We start from the raw sequence: 20,377 nt of genomic DNA, 5'->3' as shown, positions 1-20,377 counted from the left end.
GCCGCAGTGCGGCCCCGGCTGCCTTGCTCAGCGTCGGGCGGCCAGTTCGGGTGCGCGCACCTGGGCGGCCAGCTTGTCCAGCACGCCATTGACGTACTTGTAGCCTTCCACGCCGCCGAAGGTCTTGGTCAGCTCCACGGCCTCGTTGATGACGACCTTGTAGGGGATGTCGACGCAGTGGACCAGCTCGTAGCTGCCGATCAGCAGCGCGGCGCGCTCCACCGGCGAGAGCTCGTCCACCGGGCGGTCCAGGAACGGTGCGAACACCCCCGTCAGCGTGCTTTCCTCGCGGATCGCGCCGTTGAGCAGGGCGTCGAAATGCTCGCGGTCAGCCTTGTTGAAGCCTTGTGCCTCATGCAGGTGCGCCTGGATGGCGCCGGTGTCGTTGCGGTTCAGCAGCCACTGGTAGAGGCCCTGCAGCGCGAGCTCGCGCGAGCGGCGGCGGGCGCTCTTGGGTGCCGCCTTGGGCTCGGACTTCGCCTCGGACTTGCCTGCGGGCTTGCCGGCCGGGTTGCTGCTCTCGGGCGCATCACTCATCGTCGTCCTCGTCTTCGTCCTCTTCCTGGCCGCGCAGCGAATCCAGCGCGGAAACCAGGTTGGCCATCTCGACCGCGGCACGGGCGCAGTCGCGGCCCTTCTCGCGGGTGCGGGCGTGCGCCTGGGCGTCGGTGTCCACGGTCAGGATGCCGTTGGAAATGGGCACGTTGAAGTCCAGGCCCACGCGGGTGATGCCGGCGCCCGATTCGTTCGAAACCAGTTCGAAATGGTAGGTCTCGCCGCGTACCACGGCGCCCAGCGCGATCAGGGCGTCGAATTGGCCGCTTTCGGCCATCTTTTGCAATGCCAGCGGCACTTCCAGCGCGCCGGGCACGGTCACCACGAGGGTATCTTCGCCTTCGATGCCCAGCTTTTCCAGCTCGGCGACACAAGCTTCGCGCAGTTCTTCGCAAACCGGCTCGTTGAAGCGGGCCTGAACGATGCCGATGCGCAGGCCTTCGCCTTCGAGGTTGCTGGGGTAGAAACCGTGATCCATCTTGTATTCTCCTGGGTTCGGTTCGCGGCTGCCGCGGTTCGGAAAGGGGCGGCCGCTGGTATTCGATATTTCAGTCTGCCTGGCCGCGCATGGGCTGGTACCCGGTCACTTCCAGGTCGTAGCCGGTCATGCTCGGCATCTTCAGCGGCGAAGCCAGCACGCGCATCTTGCCCACCCCGACGTCCTTGAGGATCTGGGCGCCCGTGCCGTAGGTACGCAGGTCCGGCTTCTGGCGCGGCCGCTCCTGGGGCGTGTCGAGCGCTGCAAACTGGGTGAAGAGCTGCTGGGCGGTATCGCCGCAGTTCAGCAGCACCATCACGCCATGCTCGGCCTCGGCGATGGCTTCCAGCGCGGCCGGCACGCTCCACGAATGCGTAGTGCACGACACTTCCAGCAAGTCCAGCGTGGACAGCGGCTCGTGCACGCGCACCAGGGTTTCGCGCTCCGGCCGCGGTTCGCCCTTGACCAGCGCCAGGTGGGCGCGGCCGCTCGGCTTGTCGCGGTAGATGATGCTGTGGAAGGTGCCATACGGGGTCTGCATGGCGCGTTCGCCGGCGCGCTCGACGATGCTCTCGGTCCGGCTGCGGTAGTGGATCAGGTCGGCGATCGTGCCGATCTTGATATGGTGTTCTTGCGCGAACTCGATCAGGTCGGGCAGGCGCGCCATGGTGCCGTCGTCCTTCATGATCTCGCAGATCACGGCAGCCGGCGTCAGGCCGGCCAGGGCGCCCAGGTCGCAACCGGCTTCGGTGTGGCCGGCACGGATCAGCACGCCGCCCGGCTGCGCCGTGAGCGGGAAGATATGGCCCGGCTGGACCAGATCCACCGCGCGGGCATCCTTGGCTACCGCGGCCTGTACGGTGCGTGCGCGGTCAGCCGCGGAAATCCCCGTGGTCACGCCCTCCGCGGCCTCGATCGAGACCGTGAAGTTGGTGCCATGCACCGTGCCGTTGCGGCTGACCATGGGTTGCAGGTCCAGCTGGCGGCAGCGTTCGGCGGTCAGCGTCAGGCAGATCAGGCCGCGCCCGTACTTCGCCATGAAGTTGATTGCCTCGGGTGTGACGAAATCGGCAGCCAGGACCAGGTCGCCCTCGTTTTCGCGGTCTTCCTCGTCGACCAGGATGACCATGCGGCCGGCACGGATTTCGGCAATGATTTCTTCGGTACGGGCGATTGTCATGGATGGCAGGCTGGAGAACTGGCTGAAATTGGGGCGGAGTGCTTTGAAATTCGGGGCGGGATGGGATTGCTGGCCGGCTGGCGGGGCGCGTTGGCCGGGTTTTCGGAAAAAACCGGCCGGCCGCGCCAGCGGTCTGGCCCAATATTGTACGTCAAGCCGGCGCCGCGGGGCGCGGTGCCGCCGGCTGTCGGCTCGGTTCGGGACTCAGCCGGCCTTGGGCGCGCTCATCATGCGCTCCACGTAGCGCGCGATCAGGTCGATTTCCAGGTTTACGCGGGCGCCTGCCTTCAGGTCCTGCAGCGTGGTGACTTCGATGGTGTGGGGGATCAGGTTGATCGAGAACGTGCAACCCTGCGCGTCGTCGCTGACCTTGTTGACGGTCAGCGAGACGCCGTTGACCACCACGGAGCCCTTGTACGCCAGATAGCGGCCGAGTTCGCGCGGGGCGCGGATGCGCAGTTCGTGGGACTCGCCCACCGGGGCGAAATGGACGACCTCCCCGAGGCCGTCGACATGGCCGGACACCAGGTGGCCGCCGAGGCGGTCGGCCAGGCGCAGTGCCTTTTCCAGGTTGACGCGGCCCGGGCGGTCCAGGCCGGCGGTCTTGTCGAGCGATTCACGCGACACATCTACGTCGAAGGCGTCGCCATCCAGCGCGATCACCGTCATGCAGGCGCCCTGGATGGCAATGCTGTCGCCGAGGATGACATCGCTCAGGTCCAGTCCGGTGGCGCGCACGCGCAGGCGCACGCCGGCGGTTTCACCGGCAGCCAGCGGGGAAATGGTTTCGATGCGGCCGACGGCCGCGACAATGCCTGTAAACATGGTCAGTGCGGGATGCAAGGGGAAAACACGCATGCTAGCAGGTGCGCGGCCAGTTCGTTTTCCCGGCACGCGGCGGTGGCCGTGGCCGCGCCGCCGCCCGGCGCCTGAACGTGATCGCTGCCCGGCACCTAGACGTGGTCGGCGCGGCGGGCGATCAGGCGCAGGTCTTCGCCGACCATGCGCACGTCGTGCCAGCGGAAGGCCGCGGCATCCTGCAGGCGCGCCAGCGGCGGCAGGTTGAACATGCCCTGGGCATCGCCCAGCAGCTTGGGAGCCAGGTAGACCAGCAGTTCGTCGACGCAATGCTCGCGGATCAGCGAGCCGTTGAGCTTGAAGCCGGCCTCCACATGCAGTTCGTTGATGCCGCGCTTGCCCAGTTCCTCCAGCATGCGGCGCAGTTCTACCTTGCCATGCGGATTGGGCAGCACCACCACCTCGGCGCCGCGGGCTTCCAGCGCCCGCCGGCGGGCAGCGTCGTCGAAGGCGCAGAAGACCAGCACCGGCTTGGCGAAATCGCCGGTGTCCGGCGTGAGCAGGCGCGCATCCAGCGGGATCTCCAGCCGCGAGTCGACCACCACGCGTTGCGGCTGGCGCGGCGTTTCGATGGCGCGCACGTTGAGCTGCGGGTTGTCGTCGCGCACGGTGCCGATGCCGGTGAGGATGGCGCTGGCGCGCGCGCGCCAGGCATGGCCGTCGTCGCGCGCCGCCTGGCCGGTGATCCACTGGCTGGTGCCGTCGTGCAGCGCCGTGCCGCCGTCGAGCGAAGCCGCCACCTTGACCCGCACCCAGGGCAGGCCGCGCGTCATGCGAGAGACAAAGCCGATATTGAGTTCGCGCGCTTCCTTTTCCAGCAGCCCGCAGCGCACGTCGATGCCTGCTTCGCGCAGGCGCTGCAGGCCACGCCCGGAGACCGAGGGATTGGGGTCTTCCATGGCAGCCACCACGCGGGCGATGCCGGCGCGCGCCAGCGCATCCGCGCACGGCGGCGTACGACCGAAGTGGCTGCATGGCTCGAGCGTGACGTAGGCCGTCGCGCCCGCCGGGTCGTGGCCGTTTGCCGCGGCGTTCTTGAGCGCCTGGATTTCCGCGTGGTCCTGCCCGGCCGGCTGGGTGAAGCCCTGGCCGATGATCTTGCCGTCCTTCGACAACACGCAGCCGACGCGCGGATTGGGCGTAGTGGTGTACATGCCCCGCGCAGCTAGCGCGAGAGCCTGTGCCATGGCTGCGTGGTCGGTGTCAGAGAACATGAGGCTAGGGTGTCGCTCGCGGCGCGTTGGGTGGGGATCGGTCTCGGCAACAGGATACCCGGGCGTCCGGATGTCACGATGTCACTGTGGATCGGGCTGGGCGGCGCCGTCGCAGTCGGCATCCCGTCCCGGAGTGCAAAGGCGAACCCGGCCATGCGCGCCGAGCCTCAGCTGCCGTTGTTCACCGCGGCAGGACACGGTGAAGGTGGCGGCAAGGAAACCACCCTGCTCTGAGCGAGAGTATCCCACAGCTGTCATGCGCAGCGTATTGTTGCCTTGCGCCGTAGAGCGCAGGCCGATCCGCAGGCAGGCGCTGCGCATTTCCACCACCGCAAGCGGCGGTGCGGCGTGTTCGCCCGCCGTCACCACGCTCAAATGCCAGCCGCGGTCGAGCGTCGTGGCACCGGGCAGCGGCGCGAGTATCACGTCGCTGCGCCTGGCCACGGCGGTGGCGCGCGCCAGCGCGAGCGAGCCGGCCAGGCGGTCCGCCGCCAGATCGACCTGCTGCCGCGCCACCATGTGCTGCAACGACGGATAGGCCGCCCCGGCAAGGATGGCAAGCACGGCCAGGCAGGCCAGGAGTTCGGCAAGCGTGGCGCCGTGCCACGGGCGCCACGCCAGCGGTCGCCCCATCGCTCAGCAAACCGGCGGTAGCGGCACCGCTTCGGCGGCATGCGCTGGATGTGCAAGCCATTCGCCCGTGCTGCGCAGGATCAGCGTGCCGCATGGCGCATCGGGCCGTTGCGGCACGGCGCGAAGCTCGACGCAGCGCTCCAGCTCCCCGCCCGGGCAAGCACCGGCACTGATCAGATGTCGGGAGCGCGCCGGCGGTGCCGGCACGGGGCGCGGCCACTTGCCTGCCACCTGTCCGCCGCCGGGCTCGGCTGCGAAGGTCATGGCGGCCAGCGCGTGGCGTTCCAGTTCCAGCATGCCGCCAAGCAAGGCGCTGCGCGCCTCGGCGCGCCAGCCGCGCTCCAGGTGCTGGTGCCAGGCGGGCACGACCATGGCGGCGAGGATGCCCAGGACGGTCAGCGTGACCAGCAATTCGAGCAGGGTAAAACCGGTTGGGCGGGGTCTGTGCGACATGAGCGGTTCTCCGGTTGCGGACCGGCGCACCACGGGATGCGCGACGGGCGGTGAATGAGGAGGGGAGGGGAGGTGTGGCGTGCCGTTTCAAGGGGCGCCCGCGCGGATCAGCTCCCGCCAGCGCAGGCGGCCGGTGCGGCGGCTGGCCACCGTGCTGGCGAGTTGCGTGGCACGGCCCGCCTCAAGGGACCAAAGTGTCAATGTCACCGTCGCGCGCGCGCCTAGGCCAGGCCCGCTCGGCGGTGCCGGGGAAAGCGGCGTGGCGGCAAGGCTGATCGCGGCGTCCGCACCGACGGCTTGCCCGCGTGGCGGCTGCACGAGGGGCTTGCCGGGCGGGGCGGCATCTCCGCTCAGCGCGCGGAGCAGGTAAGCCCGCTGGCGTGCGTCGGGCGTGCGCGTAACCAGGGCCAGGTGACCCGGGGCGGCGGGCAGGATCCGCTCCAGGCGCTCGCCGGGGTTGGCAAGCACTCGTTTCCAGCCGCCCGTGGCTTGCGCGTTCGCCGAGGTGGCAGGCTCGAACACGGCGGCGACATCGCCGCCGCTGCCGTACACCACGAGATGGCCGCCGGGCGCGCTGATGATCTCCGGCGCCACGGGTATGGGCGGTGCCGCTTGCTGCGAGGCGCGCGTATCCAGGCGGTGCTGGCAACGGCCGTCCTCCCCGAGCCACGGCGCTGGCCCGCGCAGGTCGAAGCGCCAGAGGCGGCCGGCGTCATCCACGGCATAGGCTGCCACGGCCAGCCCGCCAGCATCGGACAGCACGGTCGCGGCGAGCAGCGCCGTACCGGCCGTGCCTGCCCCGCAGCCGCTCGCGGGCAAGCGCAGGCGTTGCACGGCGTACTTGCCGAGCCACGGGGTGTGGGCGGGTTTGTCCAGTGGCAGCAGCGCGAGTCCGCCCGGCGCCAGCGGCACCATCGCATACCATCTGTTCCCGTCAGGCGCGGGCAGGGCCAGCGCCCGGATCGGCCCCGCGGGCGCCAGCGGAAGCGCGGGGGAGGCATGGGCTTCCCACAGCGGGCCGAGCGGGGGCTCGAGCGCGGTATCGGTGATATCGAGGGCGAACACGGCGGCCGGGGCCTGCTGCCCCGCCTGCCTCGCCTGCCCCGGGCGGGCGGCCGTGATTGCTGCCATGCCGCACAGCAGCACAGTTCGCCAGCGTCCCGGTCCGAGCAGGACATCGGCGGCCTCGGGGAATGGGCAGGGAACCTGGGCTGGCCGGTTGGCGGGGGCTGACAGCGTTCCTCGCGCGACTGGTCCCGATGGTGCCGCCTGGCCCGGCAGGACGCCTGGCGCGTAAGCCAGCACTTCCTCGCCGGTGCCGGCATCGAAGGCATGCAGCAGGCCGCCGTGTGTTCCCAGCCAGACGAGGGCGGGGCGGGCCGCATGCTTGCGGGCAAACCTGGCGTGGCCGGGGCGGCCTGGCATCCATGCCGGCGGCGGCACGAGAACTGGCTGCGCACCGGTCGGGCTGCGGGCCAGGGGCGCCCGACGCAGCCTAGCCAGATGCCGTGCCGCGGCGCCATCCACGTCCGGTTGCGCGGAGAGCAGCCGGCGTGAATCCGGATCGCGCGCGGCAAGCCGTGCTCCGGCTTCCCAGGCGGGCAGGAAGGGCGCAGGCAAATGCGGAGGTTGCTTCGCAGTCGTGGCCGGACGGACAAGGGCGAGCAGGCGGCCGGTCCCGGGCTGCTGGCCGGGCTCCGCTATATAAATGAGCGACTGCCGCGACGCCGTGACGGAGCCCTGCACCGCGCCGGCGCCGAGACCGGCGAAGAAGGCGACCAGCAGGCCGCAGCCCAGGACAGCGCGCCTCATGGCTCGAATTCCGTCTGCAGCAGCCTGCGCACCGCCCGGTCGCGCCCGGCGCCAAGCGCGGTGATGCGAAAGCGCAGCCGCGGGCCGCCGCTCGCATACCCTGGCGTCAGCCATTYGCCGGCTGGCCGCTCGTGGAGCAGCTCGACCACGTAGCGCGGCAGCGCATTCGCGCCAGCGACGTCTGGCGGCAGCACCGGCAGCGTGGTCCCCGTGAAAGCGCCCATGGCGAYGCCGGTGGCCACATCCGCTCCGCGCGCATCGAGCCAGTCGTCCCAGGCCGGCGGCAGGCCCACGCCGGGCCGGCACAGCCCCAGCCGCGGTCCCTGCCCGCACTGGCCGGCCGGCGGCCACGTGCCCAGCCGTGCATCCGCGCCGGCGTTGCCGGCGCGCAGTGCCTGCAGCAGGTCGGCCTCGGCGTCCAGCAGACCGGTCTCAGCCGCACGGAAGGCAATTTCGCGATCGAGCTGGTAGGTGCCGATCTGCCGTGCGGAGAGCAGGAAATGCAGGCCAGCCACCATGGCGGTTGCGGTGAGCAGCAACATCGTGGCGGTCAGCATCAGCGTCGTGCCGCCGGCGGCACGGTGCCGCGCGTTCAACAAGGGCAGCATCAACATACCGCTGCCGCGCAAGGCACGGCATTGCGCAGCCGTACCGAGGCCGAGAACACGCGCCGCATCACACCCGGCCCCGCGGGCGGCTGGAATACCGTGTCGCCGCCCTGGACATCGGGCGTGGGCGGAAACAGCACGAGCCGCTGCCCCCCAGCTGCCTGCGGCAGCGGCCGCTCGCCGCGCAAGACCAGCGCCACCTGCACCGCCAGTACCCCGCGCCATGCAGACGTTCCCCGCCGGTTCAGTTCCTCGGCGCGCAGGAAGGTGTCCGGCTTGCCGTCGCCGCTGGTGTCGATGCCGTAGCGCAGCTGCATGGCCTCGACGCCGCGCACCAGCGCGCCCGATGTCCAGCTGCCAGCCTGCACCTGCCCGCCGCGCCGGCTTGCATAGCGGCACAGTAGCTGCGGCTCGCCATCGGCGCCAATGGCGACGTAGAGCAAGTTGGCGCCCGCATACGCCGTGGCGGGCGCTGCGCCGGCCGCATCGCCCACGCTTTGCGCCGCCAGCGCATAGCCRCTGCAATCCACCATGGTCCGGTCCGGCACGGTCGGCTGCAGTTCGCGTCCGCTGCCACTGAAGCGCACCAGCAACGCGTCGCTGCCATTGACGCCGCTGCGCGCGCAACTGGGGACGGCGGCGATGCCGGGCTGCCCGCAGTCGTCGCGCCCGGACAGCGCCGGCGGCGCATCGGCGGGATCCGGCGCGGCGTCCGGCAGCCAGCCGGCGTGGTGGACCAAGTGCGTGACGATGGCGAGCGCACGCTGGCCGCGTTCTTCCAGCAGCACGAGATCGACCGCGGTGCGATAGGCGGCCTGGGCCATATGAAGGGCCGACATCGCCAGCGCGCTAACCAGCAGGCCAAGGGTCAGGCCGACCAAGAGTTCGATCAGCGAGTAGCCCTTCCAGCGTTGGCGCAGGGGAACACAAGCGCTTGTCACGGTCGCACCCATAGTGCAATCGTGCGCAAGCGCGCATTGTTGCTGTTGCCGCTGGCCGCGTCCGCGAACGCATGGAGCGGACCAACGACCGCCAACTGCTGCCCAGCCACGCAAGCCGGCAGGATGTGTTGGTCGCCTGCGGAAGCAAGTGATTTGCACAGACGCAGGTGCTCCGTAGCGATGCCGCGGGTGTGCACCGAAGACAGTACCAGTGATGGTGCTTCGAGTTCGGCCAGCTCGGCGCCCGCGCGCGTCGCATGGCTGAGCGCTTCGTAGTGGCGCAATGTTCCAAGTGCGACAGGTGCGAGCGTGCAGAGCGGCAGGAGACCAATGCCAAGCAAGGCGAGAGCGGTAAGAGCCTCGATCAGGAAGAAACCTCGCATGGGCGGATTGCCCTCGCAAATCGGGGGCATGACATGTCGCGGCGGCAGTTCTCTGAACGTATTGACATGAGTGGCACCGAGCGGACGCAGAAAGCCCGCGCGCCGGGCGCACCGATTCATGTAAGCCGGATGAAGTGTCGCTGCGGGCATGGCAAATCCGCTCTGGATGACGATTTGCCGAGGATGCCGCGCCAAAGATCAGGTGAATGTGCCGGGCAGTGACGAGTTTGAAAATTCATGTTGCAGACATATGTGGCCACAAACCAACGCCGGCGATCGAAAATCATGGGCTAGAGCGCCTGAATTGACACTTCCCTGTCCTTTCCCCCACTATAGCGGGGTGGCGCTGACGGCTGGATGCGCTATGAAGTAAGCAAGGCCGATGCGCATGTCGCCGGCCCGCAGAAAATTAAAAGATATTTCGGGATGGGTTCGGTGCTTCCATCGCAGAGTGGGATGCCGGAATCCGGATGAGTTATTCAACCGGGGGTCATATGAACTGGGTCAAATCTTCGCTCGCGCAGCGCCCGTATCCGGCTGTTTACCGGCGGCGTTGACATGTCCGCGCCGCTTCGCTATTTCGCGACCGCGCCGCGCCTCCTCACTCAGCAAGACGCTCCGCCTGGATCAGGCCGGCGCGGATGTCGAGTGGCGCGCGGCTTTACCTTGATCGAACTGATGGTGACGGTGGCGATCCTGGCCATCCTATCGGCGATCTCTATTCCGATGTACTCGGACTACGTCACGCGTAGCAAACTGTCCGAAGCCTTTGATACGCTTTCCGTTTTCGGCTTGCGCATGGAGCAGAGCTTTCAGGACAACGGCAACTATGGCGTGGCAGCTTGCAATGTTTCCACGTCGTCGGCGAACTTCTCCTACCAGTGCAACCTGACTTCTGCTGGGCAAGGCTTCCTTGTGACTGCGCAGGGCAAGGGACCGGTCACCGGGTATACCTATACGCTTGACCAGACCGGCAATAGAGCAACCACTATCTACAAGGGCCAGGCGGCAAATGGCGCCTGCTGGTGGCTGACTGCGGGGAACTGCTGATATGAGGATGAAAGGGCTGTCTCTTATCGAGATGATGGCCGTGCTTGCCATCATCTCCATTCTGTTGATGGTGGGCGTGCCGAGCCTGAGCGACTATTTGCAGAACAACCGCTTGCGTGCCGTCGGCGAACAATTGTCCTCCGATCTCAAGGCTGCGCGCGTTGAAGCGCTCAATCGCAACCGGATGACGACATTCACGATGTCGGCAAAGGGCTGGTCCTACGCGGTGCCAAGCGCTGCCGGATTCGCCGGTTATTCTGCCTCTCCGCCGGAGATGAGCCGGGCGGTGGCTATTGCCTCGAACCAGGCATCGATTTGCTTCGACGGTACTGGGCGTGTGCTGGCAGCGGATTGCGGCGGACCGCCGGTGGCGCTGCCGCAGTTTGATGTCCAGCCTGTGAGCGGAAGTGCCGCCTGTCAGGCCAAGGGCGGGACCATGCAGTGCTTGCGCGTGACGCTGTCAGCGTTGGGGCAAGCGCGCGTGTGCAATCCTGCGGCCGCGGCCAACAGTGTGATGGCGTGCTGATATGAAAGTACGCACCGAAGGCTTCGCGCTAATCGAGGCGCTGGTGTCATTGACGCTTTTCTCGATCGGGATCGTTGGCTTGTGCGCGGCGACCTTGCTCGCGGCCAAGCAGAACTCGCAAACGCGCTACCGCACGGTGGCACAGTACTACGCCGCGGAGATCATCGGGGTCGCCACGGTGGATTCCGCGAACGCAGCTYGCTACACCGTGCCCGCCGGGGGTGGCTGCACAGCGGGCACGGGCCAGGCGATCGCTGCCGACTGGTTGACGCGCGTGAAGGCGGCGCTGCCCAGCGATGTACCGCATGCGCCTAGCGTGGTGTACGACGCCGTCTCAGGCAATATGACCGTTACGCTGCAATGGAAGCTTGCGGGCGAGGCACAGGAGAAGACCTACGTGAGCCTCACCACGTGGCACAACCTCGTGACCACCACTAACCTCAGGTAGCCACTCCATGCACGCCAGGCTTCACTCGCATCTGCGTACTAGCGGCTTTACGCTGATTGAGTTGCTGGTCGGCCTAGTTGTCGGTCTGATCGCCGGGGTCGCCATTGTCAGTGCGACTTATTTTTTCGAAGATTTCAAGCGTACGCAGTTCGGTACGAACGCCGCCGCCGACAGCAGTGTGCTGGCGATGCTGGCGATCGAGCGCGATATCAAGGGCGCAGGGGTAGGCGTTGCCACGAGCGGGCGAAACAACCAATCCACCATCATCTGCCAGGCGCTGAATGCCTATTTCAATGGCGTGCTGGTCGACAATGCCGCCATTGCGCCGGTATGGGTGACGCGCCCGGGCGGGGCGGGCGCTTCGGATACGATTTCCGTCGCGGGCGCCGTCTCGATTAGCGCTGCCGCGCCCATTGCCCTCACCACTGGCATGGCCGCCGCATCGGATTCGCTGAACGTGGCTTCGGCCCAGGGGATCAGCGCGCCAGGCCCAAATGCGCAAGGTTCGGTGCTGCTGGTGTCCGCGTACAGCGGCACCGGCAGTGTGACCTCGCCCTGCACAGTCATGCAGGTCAGCGGCACATCGCTGCAAGCCAATAGTACGCAGATCGCACATGTGGCTGGTAGCGGCAACTGGAATCCTCCGGCGACAGTCGCATTCTCGAATCCACAACTATATGGCGCAGGCGCCAGCGTAATGAACGCGGGGGCATTCTCCTGGACGGCCTACCAGGTGAACAATGCGACTGCCATGCTTGAACTTGTCAATCAGTTTGCCGCAGCCAATACCCCGGCGACACCCATGGCCGAGAATGTGGTCTACATGCGCGCGCAATACGGCGTGGCGGCTGGGGTGGGCCTGAGCGTCTCCCAGTGGGTTGATGCAAGCGGGGCATGGGCATGGCCGCTGAGCGCGGCAAACATGAGTCAGATCCGCGCAATCCGTGTAGGCCTGGTGACGCGAATTCCGGCGGCGGTAAAGCCGACGGGAGGAGCGGGAGCTGCGTGCGATGCAACCACGGCCGCGACGCTGCCCGTGATATTTCCGGCTACCGTATCGCCGCTGGGAGCGGCCGTGTCAGCCGACCTGAGCGCGACGCAGAACTGGCAATGCTATCGCTATCGCACGCAGAGCCTGGTCATACCGCTCAAGAATATCGTGTTCGGAGAACAATAAGTATGCGATCGCTTCGCGCCCAGAGAGGCCTCGCACTTCCGGTAGTGCTGATCATCCTGCTGGCCATCCTGGTGTCCGCCGTCTCGTTGCTGCGCTCCGGGTCGGTGTCCGGAACCACGGCCGGCAATATCGCCTTCAAGGAGGCTGCGAGCCATGCGACCGACCTGGCCTTGACCGCGGCAAAGGCCACTCTTGACGGGATTGCCAATCCGGATGCCACGGATAGCACCAAGCAGTACTACGCGACTTCCGGGACCTTCGCGGTGGACCAGAATGGCCTGCCCAATGTGAACTGGGGCGACATCAACACTTTCCCGCAGGTCAAGGTCGCCAACGGTGGCCTGCAGTACCAGTACGTTGTCGAGCGCCTTTGTGGTCTGACGCCGGTAACCGATCCTTACGGACAATGTACTGCCCGTCCCAAGACGATTCAGGGGCCGGGCAGCTACCAGGTAGGCTCACCGTCGCTGCAATTGCCGCAGGTTGCTTATCGTGTGACGGTACATGTTACAAGCCCGCGTAGCGGCGAGACATTCGTTCAGGCAATCCTTAACAGATAATCTGCCATGAAATTCTCTACGTTGCTCAAGGCCTGTCTGGCAGTTTCGGCATTAGCGGTGATTTCGGCCTATCCAGCTTCGACCGACATCTCCGTCACCCCATTGTCCGCAACGTCGCAGGCTCCTCCCAATGTCATCTTTGGCGTTGACGATTCGGGGTCGATGGACTTCGAGGTGCTGATGAGTACGAGCGACGGTGCCTTGTGGTGGAATACGAGCAACAAGAACTTCTACTCGAATGGCACGTTCAACTTCAACGACACGGGATCGTCCGGAAGCCCGTGGATGAAGTATGCCTATCTGTTCCCGAACGGCCAGAGCACGAGCAATGACAGCGATCTGCGCCGCTATGCCGACTCGAACTCCGACCACTACGCAATACCGCCTCTGCCGCAGTACTCGTACATGCGCAGTTCGGACTACAACCCGCTCTATTACAACCCGAACGTAACTTACGTCGCGTGGCCTACCGCCTATGTGGGTAGCGCCATGAAGAGTTTCGGCGACGCGAATACGGCGGCTACACGCAGCCACCCATACTACCCGACCCAGAGTTCGTCCTCGCCCTACCTGTGGAACCTGGCGACGACAGTCGCTGCGCAAAACAGCGCGGCGGGCAATACGGCCTTCCGCATGTTTTCTGGCATGACGATCACGGCGAAGTGGGCGTCAGACAACGGCTACACGACGATCTACTACAAGCCCAAGAATGGCAATTGGACGTCAAGCAATATGGCGTCCGATCTCACGGTACCCGACGCCGCGACCTACTGGGACGTGTCGCTTCCGTATCGCCCTGCGACATACTACGTCAAGGATGCGACCTGCAAGGCCAATACCGCCGGATGTAACGCCACCCCGGATGGCAGCTATGTGCGGGAGTGGCAGATCACCGCCGCCAACAGCCTGAAGTTTCCCGGCGGGCGTACATATAGCGCCGAATTGCAGAATTTCGCCAACTGGTTCCAGTACTACCGCAAGCGTAAGCTGATGCTGGCCTCGGGCATGGGCCAGGTATTGACGAATCTCAAGGGCATGTATGGCGCCTATACCAACTTCAACTCCGGCGCGGGCACCGATGTCACCATGTACGACTTTTCTTCGACGGACAACTCGAAGAATGGCTCCGCCTTGCTGGGGGCGATTTACCAGAGTGTAGCGTCCGGCGGTACGCCCACGCTTGAAACACTCAACTTCATTGGCAAGCAGTTCATGAGAACGGACGCTAATGCGCCGGTCAAGTTTGCATGCCAGCAGAATGCCGGCTTTATCCTGACTGATGGCTATGCCAACAAGTCAACCGTGACGCCGCCAAGCTATTCGGCGAGCAGCAACTTCATAAATAGCGCGCCTTACACGTCGATCCCCAAGCCTTCCTTGGCGGACATTGCCAGTTCCTACTTCGTCAACAATTTGCGCGGCGATCTCACTAAGGGACTGGTGCCGGTGAATTCGACGGACAGCTCATGGAATGCCGACAAGAACTCCGACCCGCATATGAATACGTATGCAGTGGCACTGGGAGCCAGAGGTTATATCTATGGTCAGAACGCGGCGCAGACCGCCAATCCGAACCTTAACCCGCCAGCCTGGGTGGCTACATCCCAGAACTACAGTCCGAACGCCCTGGACGACCTTTGGCACGCCACTATCAACGGTCGCGGGCAGATGTTCCGTGCCACCAATGCCGCGGACCTGACTTCGTTCTTTCAGCAGGTCCTTCAGAGCCTGCTGTCGAAGTCCGCATCCAATGCGGCGATTGCTGTCAGTTCCACCAACGGCGGCGGCGCGGCGTTCATGGCTAGCTACAACGGACAGAATTGGTCCGGTGAACTGACTGCCGCTCCTATCGACCCGACAACCGGCTTTATCAATGCGGCGGCGCCGTTGTGGAAGGCGCGCGACCAACTGACCAGCCTCACGCCGAGCGGGCGTCGGATCGGTACCTACGATAACGGGAAGGGCGTTGCGTTCGCGGCGGGGTCGGGGGCCGGGTTCCTGCAGCCGGCCACTATCAGTCTTCTCAATACTCCTGGGAAGACTGACGGAGCCAGCGTGTTGGGCTACTTGCGCGGAGACCGTTCGCTGGAAGGCAGCACCTATCGCACACGGTCGTCGCTTCTCGGCGATATCGTTTCGGCGGAGCCCGTGTATGTCGCAGGTGCCGCAGCCTACTATTCGGATCCGGGCTACCCTAGCTTCCAGAGCCAGTTGGCATCACGCAAGTCGGCGATCTACCAAGGGGCAAACGACGGCATGCTGCATGCATTCGATGCGTCCTCGGGGGCAGAACTCTGGGCTTACGTGCCGGGCGCGCTCCTGACCTCGAGCGGGAAGATGAATGCGTACACAGTGACGCCCTACACGCACCAATACTATGTGGATGCAACGCCGGCGGTTGGCGATGTCTACATGGCAGGTACCAAGACCTGGCAAACATTGCTTGTCGGCGGCTTGGGGGCGGGTGGGAGTGGCTACTACGCGCTTGACGTGACCAGCTCTACGGCGCAGAGCGATGCGGACGTAGCCAGCAAGGTGAAGTGGGAGTTTCCGAATTCTTCCACCAGCAGTACGGACGCAGCCAACCTTGGCTTGACCTTCGGCAAGCCTGTTCTCGCCAAGACCAAAGCAATGGGGTGGGTGGTACTGGTGCCGTCGGGCTACAACAACAATGTGGTTCGCAATGGCGGAACGCAGGGCGATGGCAAGGGCCGGCTGTTTGTGCTGGATCCTGCGACCGGCAATGTGCTCAAGTCGATTTCGACGGGGGTTGGCGATACCACTACGCCTTCCGGGCTGGCCTATATCTCAGCGTTTGCGGCGAACGGCGCCACCGATGCGACGATCGACTACGTCTATGGCGGTGACCTGCTGGGGAATGTGTGGCGTTTCGATCTGTCTGGCACCACCGCTACAGCATGGAACGTCAGCAAGCTGGCCAGCCTTGCTGATAGCACCGGCAAGGTACAGCCGATCAGCTCGGCGCCGGAGCTTACTGTCTATAACGGGCAGCGCATGGTGTTCGTGGGTACGGGGCTGTTGCTCGGTCAATCAGACCTGGGCGTCAGCAATGTGCAGTCGATGTATGCGCTGGTCGACAAGATGACCGCGGCACCGCTGATCTCCAACGTACGGACCGCTCTCGTGAAAAGAGCCGTGACACTATCGGGGTCGGTTCGGCATATCAGTAACACCCCCGCAATCGACTACACCAAGAACCCGGGTTGGTATTTCGACCTGCCAGGGTCGGGCGAACGTGTGGTGACCAATCCGACAGCAGTCGCGGGAATCCTGGTCTTTACGACCGACATCCCTTCGGCGGCGACGTGTGGCTCGTCTAGTTACCTGTACGCCGTTGACTTGACCACCGGCGGCGAACTGCCCAGCACGAATTTCACCTTGACTGGCCAGTCTCCGTGGACAGGCATTGCGCTGTCCAATACTGCGCTGTCGTCGAGACCCTCCCTGGTCGCGCTGACCAATGGCAACCTCGATGCGCTTACCCAGCAGTCGAATGCAACTTCGTCCACATCGCGGCTTCCCATCAATCTTCTGGGGACATCCAAGCGAGTGGCATGGAAGGAGGTCTATATCCAGAAATAAATGGCGTATGGGGCAGGGGGGAGCCCCCTCTGTTCCGCGCGTGTTCAGCGCTTGCTATTGTTCCCGCTCACCTCGGCCAGCACGTCCGAGAATTCCGCCACGTCCTCGAAGCTCCGATACACCGAAGCAAAGCGGATATACGCAATCTTGTCGAGCCGGCGCAGTTCGCGCATGACCTGCTCGCCGACCTGGCTGCTGGGGATTTCCTTTTCGCCAAGCGCAAGCAGTCGTTCTTCGATACGGGCCAGCGACGCGTCGATGGCTTCGGCCGAGACGGGGCGCTTGCGCAACGCCAGGCGCATGGAGTCCTTCAGCTTGTCGCGGGCATAGTCCGCGCGGGAGCCGTTTTTCTTGACGATGGCGGGGAAGGACAGTTCGATCCGCTCATAGGTGGTGAAGCGGCGGTCGCAGGATTCGCAGCGGCGGCGGCGGCGAACGGTATCGCCTTCTTCCGACATGCGCGTGTCCAGGACCTGCGTATTGGAATGGGCGCAAAAGGGGCATTTCATGCCTGACCACCTTGTAGTTTGAGCCTGGGCGCCGGCTGCGCGGGGCAGCGCCCCGTTATCTTGTCATTCTGTGATGCGCCGGGCCGGGTTGGCAAGGCCCGCGCCGCACAGCGGCACGGGGCTGCCGGCCGCCCGCGCTCAGGCGGGCGGCGCAGGGCATCAGCCGTAGACCGGGAAACGCTTGGTCAGGGCCGACACTTGCTCGCGCACGCTGGCGATGTTGGCTGCGTCGTGCGGGTTGTCCAGCACGTCGGCCACCAGGTTGGCCACCAGGCGGGCTTCTTCTTCCTTGAAGCCGCGGGTGGTCATGGCCGGCGAGCCCAGGCGGATGCCCGAGGTGACGAAGGGCTTTTCCGGGTCGTTGGGGATGGCGTTCTTGTTGGCGGTGATGTGCGCTTCGCCCAGCACGCGTTCGGCTTCCTTGCCGGTGATCTTCTTGGCGCGCAGGTCGACCAGCATCACGTGGCTTTCGGTGCGGCCCGAGACGATGCGCAGGCCGCGCTCGATCAGGGTCTCGGCCATCACGCGGGCGTTCTTGACCACTTGTTGCTGGTAGGTCTTGAACTCAGGCGAGAGCGCCTCCTTGAAGGCCACGGCCTTGCCGGCGATGACGTGCATCAGCGGGCCGCCCTGGATGCCGGGGAAGATGGCCGAGTTGATGGCCTTCTCGTGCTCGGCCTTCATCAGGATCACACCGCCGCGCGGGCCGCGCAGGCTCTTGTGGGTGGTGGTGGTGACGAAGTCGGCGTGCGGCACCGGGTTGGGGTACTCGCCGGCGGCGATCAGGCCGGCGTAGTGGGCCATGTCGACCATGAACAGCGCGCCGACCGACTTGGCCACGCGGGCGATGCGCTCGAAGTCGATGCGCAGGGCGAAGGCCGAGGCGCCGGCGATGATCAGCTTGGGCTGCTTTTCATGGGCCAGCTTTTCCAGCGCGTCGTAGTCGATGTCTTCGTTGGCGTCCAGGCCGTAGCTGACCACGTTGAACCACTTGCCGCTCATGTTGAGCGCCATGCCGTGGGTCAGGTGGCCGCCTTCGGCCAGGCTCATGCCCATGATGGTGTCGCCAGGCTTGAGGGCGGCGAAGAACACGCCCTGGTTGGCCTGGGAGCCGGAGTTGGGCTGCACGTTGGCGGCTTCGGCGCCGAACAGTTGCTTGACGCGGTCGATGGCGAGCTGTTCGACCACGTCGACGTACTCGCAGCCACCGTAGTAGCGCTTGCCGGGATAACCTTCGGCGTACTTGTTGGTCAGTTGCGAGCCCTGCGCGGCCATCACGGCCGGCGAGGTGTAGTTTTCCGAGGCGATCAGCTCGATGTGCTCTTCCTGGCGCTGGTCTTCCTTCTGGATGGCGGCAAAAATCTCGGGGTCGATCTGGTCGATCGTATAGCGGCTGCGTTCGAACATGGCGAAAAACTCGTCTTAAGAAATGGGGATCCGAATGGCTTCGGGGTAGGGCGCGCGGGGAAGGCACAGGCGACCGGCGCCGGACACGTCAGAAGTCCGGCGCAGGGCGCACCCTGCTTCCCATTCGCTGCCCAGGCGAGCGGCAGGCGCTTGAAACTTCGCGCCAGAGAGCTTGCGCTTCCTCGTGGTAGTACCCACTGACTTCGCCAGTCGCGCAAGATGGAATGGTTGGCGGCAGTTTACGCGAGGCGCCGCCCGGCCGCAAGACGTGGGCCGGGCGGCGGCAGCGCATAAAGTCAATGGCTTGTCTGTCAGACAATGTAATTGTTGTAAAGTCAGACAAGGGTTTACACCGGGTCGGGCCACCTGTCCGCTACAATCGCGGCCATGAGCAACAATGTGTGGGCCCTGCGGGTGTACTGGGAAGACACTGACGCGGGCGGCGTGGTTTTCTACGCCAATTACCTGAAATTCTTCGAGCGCGCCCGGACCGAGTGGCTGCGCTCGCTCGGCATCGAGCAGCAGGCGCTCGCGGACGGAGCGGGCGTGGTCTTTATCGTCAGGAGCACGGCGGTGGACTACAATGCCCCCGCCCGGCTGGACGACCTGCTCGAGATCCGGACCCGGATTGAACGGGTTGGGCCGGCATCGGTCCAATTCGCCCAGGAAGCCTGGCGTGGGGAGCAGTTGCTGGCTACCGGCGCCATCCGTGTCGGATGTGTTGATCGCAGCACGTTCCGCCCGACCCCCATCCCCGCTCCCGTCCTCGCAACCATCAAGACCGCCCGATGAACCCCGTGACCGTCACGCAAGACCTGTCGATCATTTCGCTGGTGCTGCACGCCAGCTTGCTGGCCCAGGCCGTCATGGCCCTGCTGCTCGTCATGTCCCTGTTCTCGTGGACATATATCTTCCGCAAGCACCTGGCGCTGCGCGCCGCGCGCACCCAGACGGAGCGCTTCGAGCGCGATTTCTGGGCCGGCGGCGACCTCCAGGCGCTATACCAGAGCGCGGCCAACAACCGCCACAGCACCRGTGCCCTGGAACGTATCTTCGAGTCCGGCATGGGTGAATACCTGAAGGCACGCGAGCGCAACCACGAAGCCGGGGCCCTGCTCGACGCCGCCCGGCGCGCCATGCGCGCGGCTTACCAGCGCGAGATGGATGTGCTGGAATCGCACCTTCCGTTCCTGGCGTCGGTTGGCTCGGTCAGTCCCTATATCGGCCTGTTCGGCACCGTGTGGGGGATCATGAACGCCTTCCGCGGCCTGTCGAATGTGCAGCAGGCGACGCTGGCTTCCGTGGCGCCCGGCATCGCGGAGGCGCTGGTCGCCACCGCCATCGGCCTGTTTGCCGCCATTCCCGCCGTGATCGCCTACAACCGCTACGCCACCGAGATCGATCGCCTGGCAATCCGCTTTGAAAGCTTCATGGAAGAGTTCCTGAATATCCTGCAGCGCCAGACTCGCTGAGCTGCCGGTTCGCGCCGGCTCGCGCAAGTCCACGCAGTTACGTAGTCAAGGTCAAGGAGAAACCCGCATATGGCAGCGATACAGCGCCGCGGCGGTTCGCGCCGCCGGGCCAGCGCCGAGATCAACGTCGTTCCCTATATCGACGTGATGCTGGTGCTGCTCGTCATCTTCATGGTGGCGGCACCGATCGTGAATCCGGCCGTGGTCGACCTCCCCACCGTGGCCAACGCCACGCCGCAGCAGAAGGCGCCGCCGATCGTGGTGACCGTGCATGAAGACGGCCAGCTGACCGCACGCGGCAAGGACAATGCCGGCAACGCCTTCGACCGCAAGGTCGACAAGGCCGGACTGGTGGCATTCGTGCATCAGCGCCAGAACGAAAATCCCGACCAGCCCGTGGTGATCGCCGCCGACCGCTCGGTCAAGTACGAGTCCGTGCTCGACGTGATGTCGGTGCTCAAGGCCGACGGCGTCAAGCGCGTCGGCCTGATGGTCAAGTCAAAGTAATCA

At 65.4% G+C, this 20,377-nt stretch carries 22 protein-coding genes and 1 riboswitch; of the genes, 9 read left to right on the top strand and 13 right to left on the bottom strand.

What is annotated here, in order from left to right; genetic code table 11:
- Positions 1-27: 27 nt before the first annotated feature.
- The 11 genes from nusB to AC1DK4_RS12010 all read right to left on the bottom strand — a co-directional run bounded on the left by nusB (position 28) and on the right by AC1DK4_RS12010 (position 9,265).
- Entirely contained in the window at positions 28-537 is a 510-nt protein-coding gene (gene nusB, locus AC1DK4_RS12060; RefSeq protein WP_441613237.1) for a transcription antitermination factor NusB, read from the bottom strand.
- A complete protein-coding gene (ribH, locus tag AC1DK4_RS12055) occupies positions 530-1,033 on the bottom strand; it encodes a 6,7-dimethyl-8-ribityllumazine synthase (RefSeq protein WP_441613236.1) in 504 nt (167 codons plus the stop codon). Before ribH ends, nusB begins: the two co-directional genes overlap by 8 nt.
- A gap of 70 nt (positions 1,034-1,103) precedes the next feature.
- Entirely contained in the window at positions 1,104-2,213 is a 1,110-nt protein-coding gene (ribBA, locus tag AC1DK4_RS12050; protein WP_441613235.1) for a bifunctional 3,4-dihydroxy-2-butanone-4-phosphate synthase/GTP cyclohydrolase II, read from the bottom strand.
- Between the two features lie 204 nt (positions 2,214-2,417).
- Positions 2,418-3,038: a riboflavin synthase gene (locus AC1DK4_RS12045; protein ID WP_441613234.1), complete on the bottom strand. Its 621-nt coding sequence runs from the start codon at positions 3,036-3,038 to the stop codon at positions 2,418-2,420.
- Positions 3,039-3,166: 128 nt separating this feature from the next.
- Positions 3,167-4,285 (bottom strand): bifunctional diaminohydroxyphosphoribosylaminopyrimidine deaminase/5-amino-6-(5-phosphoribosylamino)uracil reductase RibD, encoded by a 1,119-nt coding sequence (ribD, locus tag AC1DK4_RS12040; RefSeq protein WP_441613233.1) that lies wholly within the window; start codon positions 4,283-4,285, stop codon positions 3,167-3,169.
- An 81-nt stretch (positions 4,286-4,366) separates the two neighbouring features.
- Positions 4,367-4,918, bottom strand: a complete 552-nt coding sequence (locus AC1DK4_RS12035) for a GspH/FimT family pseudopilin (protein ID WP_441613232.1) — start codon at positions 4,916-4,918, stop codon at positions 4,367-4,369.
- A 3-nt stretch (positions 4,919-4,921) separates the two neighbouring features.
- Positions 4,922-5,371, bottom strand: a complete 450-nt coding sequence (locus AC1DK4_RS12030) for a type IV pilin protein (RefSeq protein WP_441613231.1) — start codon at positions 5,369-5,371, stop codon at positions 4,922-4,924.
- Between the two features lie 87 nt (positions 5,372-5,458).
- Positions 5,459-7,183 (bottom strand): pilus assembly protein, encoded by a 1,725-nt coding sequence (locus AC1DK4_RS12025; RefSeq protein ID WP_441613230.1) that lies wholly within the window; start codon positions 7,181-7,183, stop codon positions 5,459-5,461.
- Positions 7,180-7,791: a pilus assembly PilX family protein gene (locus AC1DK4_RS12020; RefSeq protein WP_477131546.1), complete on the bottom strand. Its 612-nt coding sequence runs from the start codon at positions 7,789-7,791 to the stop codon at positions 7,180-7,182. Before AC1DK4_RS12020 ends, AC1DK4_RS12025 begins: the two co-directional genes overlap by 4 nt.
- The gene (locus AC1DK4_RS12015) at positions 7,791-8,744 is read right to left on the bottom strand and encodes a PilW family protein (RefSeq protein ID WP_441643193.1); all 954 of its coding nucleotides are present in this window, start codon (positions 8,742-8,744) and stop codon (positions 7,791-7,793) included. Before AC1DK4_RS12015 ends, AC1DK4_RS12020 begins: the two co-directional genes overlap by 1 nt.
- Positions 8,729-9,265, bottom strand: a complete 537-nt coding sequence (locus AC1DK4_RS12010; protein WP_441613227.1) for a hypothetical protein — start codon at positions 9,263-9,265, stop codon at positions 8,729-8,731. The genes AC1DK4_RS12015 and AC1DK4_RS12010 overlap by 16 nt, the downstream gene beginning before the upstream one ends.
- Positions 9,266-9,673: 408 nt before the next feature.
- Here AC1DK4_RS12010 and AC1DK4_RS12005 point away from each other — a divergent pair, with 408 nt between their 5' ends.
- From AC1DK4_RS12005 to AC1DK4_RS11980, 6 genes are read left to right on the top strand one after another with little or no spacing between them, the layout of a single operon-like run.
- Positions 9,674-10,165: a type IV pilin protein gene (locus AC1DK4_RS12005; protein ID WP_441613226.1), complete on the top strand. Its 492-nt coding sequence runs from the start codon at positions 9,674-9,676 to the stop codon at positions 10,163-10,165.
- A 7-nt stretch (positions 10,166-10,172) separates the two neighbouring features.
- Positions 10,173-10,691, top strand: coding sequence for a GspH/FimT family pseudopilin (locus tag AC1DK4_RS12000; protein WP_441613225.1), 519 nt, complete (start codon positions 10,173-10,175; stop codon positions 10,689-10,691).
- A gap of 1 nt (position 10,692) precedes the next feature.
- Positions 10,693-11,139 carry a type IV pilus modification PilV family protein gene (locus AC1DK4_RS11995; RefSeq protein ID WP_477131545.1) on the top strand — a complete coding sequence of 149 codons (447 nt, stop codon included), beginning with the start codon at positions 10,693-10,695 and terminating at the stop codon, positions 11,137-11,139.
- 7 nt (positions 11,140-11,146) lie between these two features.
- Positions 11,147-12,316 (top strand): PilW family protein, encoded by a 1,170-nt coding sequence (locus AC1DK4_RS11990; RefSeq protein ID WP_441613223.1) that lies wholly within the window; start codon positions 11,147-11,149, stop codon positions 12,314-12,316.
- Between the two features lie 44 nt (positions 12,317-12,360).
- A complete protein-coding gene (locus tag AC1DK4_RS11985) occupies positions 12,361-12,876 on the top strand; it encodes a pilus assembly PilX family protein (protein WP_441613222.1) in 516 nt (171 codons plus the stop codon).
- A gap of 6 nt (positions 12,877-12,882) precedes the next feature.
- Positions 12,883-16,479, top strand: a complete 3,597-nt coding sequence (locus AC1DK4_RS11980) for a pilus assembly protein (protein ID WP_441613221.1) — start codon at positions 12,883-12,885, stop codon at positions 16,477-16,479.
- 44 nt (positions 16,480-16,523) lie between these two features.
- Here AC1DK4_RS11980 and nrdR read toward each other — a convergent pair whose 3' ends face one another.
- Together nrdR and glyA are read right to left on the bottom strand one after the other, a co-directional pair.
- Positions 16,524-16,988 (bottom strand): transcriptional regulator NrdR, encoded by a 465-nt coding sequence (gene nrdR / locus AC1DK4_RS11975; RefSeq protein WP_441613220.1) that lies wholly within the window; start codon positions 16,986-16,988, stop codon positions 16,524-16,526.
- Positions 16,989-17,147: 159 nt separating this feature from the next.
- A complete protein-coding gene (glyA, locus tag AC1DK4_RS11970) occupies positions 17,148-18,395 on the bottom strand; it encodes a serine hydroxymethyltransferase (protein ID WP_441613219.1) in 1,248 nt (415 codons plus the stop codon).
- 122 nt (positions 18,396-18,517) lie between these two features.
- Positions 18,518-18,619, bottom strand: a riboswitch (ZMP/ZTP riboswitch).
- Positions 18,620-18,782: 163 nt separating this feature from the next.
- Here glyA and ybgC point away from each other — a divergent pair.
- The 3 genes from ybgC (at position 18,783) to tolR (ending at position 20,374) form a co-directional block, all read left to right on the top strand.
- The gene (ybgC, locus tag AC1DK4_RS11965) at positions 18,783-19,187 is read left to right on the top strand and encodes a tol-pal system-associated acyl-CoA thioesterase (protein ID WP_441613218.1); all 405 of its coding nucleotides are present in this window, start codon (positions 18,783-18,785) and stop codon (positions 19,185-19,187) included.
- On the top strand, positions 19,184-19,867 hold the full coding sequence (gene tolQ, locus AC1DK4_RS11960) for a protein TolQ (protein WP_477131544.1): 684 nt from the start codon (positions 19,184-19,186) through the stop codon (positions 19,865-19,867). The genes ybgC and tolQ overlap by 4 nt, the downstream gene beginning before the upstream one ends.
- 69 nt (positions 19,868-19,936) lie before the next feature.
- Positions 19,937-20,374, top strand: a complete 438-nt coding sequence (gene tolR, locus AC1DK4_RS11955) for a protein TolR (protein ID WP_441613216.1) — start codon at positions 19,937-19,939, stop codon at positions 20,372-20,374.
- Positions 20,375-20,377: the final 3 nt, after the last annotated feature.

It is taken from the genome of Cupriavidus sp. 05N38, assembly GCF_056397345.1.
This window is presented reverse-complemented; position numbering and strand designations above follow the sequence as displayed.

Bases quoted from the DNA above. Each gene is read 5' to 3' on its own strand.
- nusB (WP_441613237.1), bottom strand. From the start codon at position 537: ATGAGTGATGCGCCCGAGAGCAGCAACCCGGCCGGCAAGCCCGCAGGC.
- ribH (WP_441613236.1), bottom strand. From the start codon at position 1,033: ATGGATCACGGTTTCTACCCCAGCAACCTCGAAGGCGAAGGCCTGCGC.
- ribBA (WP_441613235.1), bottom strand. From the start codon at position 2,213: ATGACAATCGCCCGTACCGAAGAAATCATTGCCGAAATCCGTGCCGGC.
- AC1DK4_RS12045 (WP_441613234.1), bottom strand. From the start codon at position 3,038: ATGTTTACAGGCATTGTCGCGGCCGTCGGCCGCATCGAAACCATTTCC.
- ribD (WP_441613233.1), bottom strand. From the start codon at position 4,285: ATGTTCTCTGACACCGACCACGCAGCCATGGCACAGGCTCTCGCGCTA.
- AC1DK4_RS12035 (WP_441613232.1), bottom strand. From the start codon at position 4,918: ATGGGGCGACCGCTGGCGTGGCGCCCGTGGCACGGCGCCACGCTTGCC.
- AC1DK4_RS12030 (WP_441613231.1), bottom strand. From the start codon at position 5,371: ATGTCGCACAGACCCCGCCCAACCGGTTTTACCCTGCTCGAATTGCTG.
- AC1DK4_RS12025 (WP_441613230.1), bottom strand. From the start codon at position 7,183: ATGAGGCGCGCTGTCCTGGGCTGCGGCCTGCTGGTCGCCTTCTTCGCC.
- AC1DK4_RS12010 (WP_441613227.1), bottom strand. From the start codon at position 9,265: ATGCCCGCAGCGACACTTCATCCGGCTTACATGAATCGGTGCGCCCGG.
- AC1DK4_RS12005 (WP_441613226.1), top strand. From the start codon at position 9,674: ATGTCCGCGCCGCTTCGCTATTTCGCGACCGCGCCGCGCCTCCTCACT.
- AC1DK4_RS12000 (WP_441613225.1), top strand. From the start codon at position 10,173: ATGAAAGGGCTGTCTCTTATCGAGATGATGGCCGTGCTTGCCATCATC.
- AC1DK4_RS11990 (WP_441613223.1), top strand. From the start codon at position 11,147: ATGCACGCCAGGCTTCACTCGCATCTGCGTACTAGCGGCTTTACGCTG.
- AC1DK4_RS11980 (WP_441613221.1), top strand. From the start codon at position 12,883: ATGAAATTCTCTACGTTGCTCAAGGCCTGTCTGGCAGTTTCGGCATTA.
- nrdR (WP_441613220.1), bottom strand. From the start codon at position 16,988: ATGAAATGCCCCTTTTGCGCCCATTCCAATACGCAGGTCCTGGACACG.
- glyA (WP_441613219.1), bottom strand. From the start codon at position 18,395: ATGTTCGAACGCAGCCGCTATACGATCGACCAGATCGACCCCGAGATT.
- ybgC (WP_441613218.1), top strand. From the start codon at position 18,783: ATGAGCAACAATGTGTGGGCCCTGCGGGTGTACTGGGAAGACACTGAC.
- tolR (WP_441613216.1), top strand. From the start codon at position 19,937: ATGGCAGCGATACAGCGCCGCGGCGGTTCGCGCCGCCGGGCCAGCGCC.